The organism is Pseudomonas peli (genome assembly GCF_050563605.1).
Lineage (GTDB): Bacteria > Pseudomonadota > Gammaproteobacteria > Pseudomonadales > Pseudomonadaceae > Aquipseudomonas > Aquipseudomonas peli_A.
The window spans coordinates 1-221 of sequence record NZ_JBNXUH010000140.1; the positions used below are offsets into that span (position 1 = coordinate 1).

1 pseudogene is annotated in these 221 nt (G+C 62.0%); it reads right to left on the reverse strand.

What is annotated here, in order from left to right:
• Positions 1–154, reverse strand: a pseudogene (locus ACQ4LH_RS21310) (DUF615 domain-containing protein); the annotation flags it as partial.
• Positions 155–221 lie beyond the last annotated feature (67 nt).

Genomic DNA, 221 nt, shown 5'->3' on the forward strand with positions numbered 1-221 from the left:
GGCCCTGACGGATCAGCTGGCGCAGGTGCTGGCGGTCGGCGTCGGGGTATTCGACGACAAATTTTTCCAGGGTGTCGTCGTCGCCGTTGAGCAAGCGGTCGCGCCAACGCTCCAGGTTATGAAAGCGTTCGTTGTACTGGCGGGGGGGGGGATCCCGCCCTGTCTCTTTTATACATCTCCCAGCCCCCGAGACGAAATGAGCGGGCTCGTATGCCGGCTTT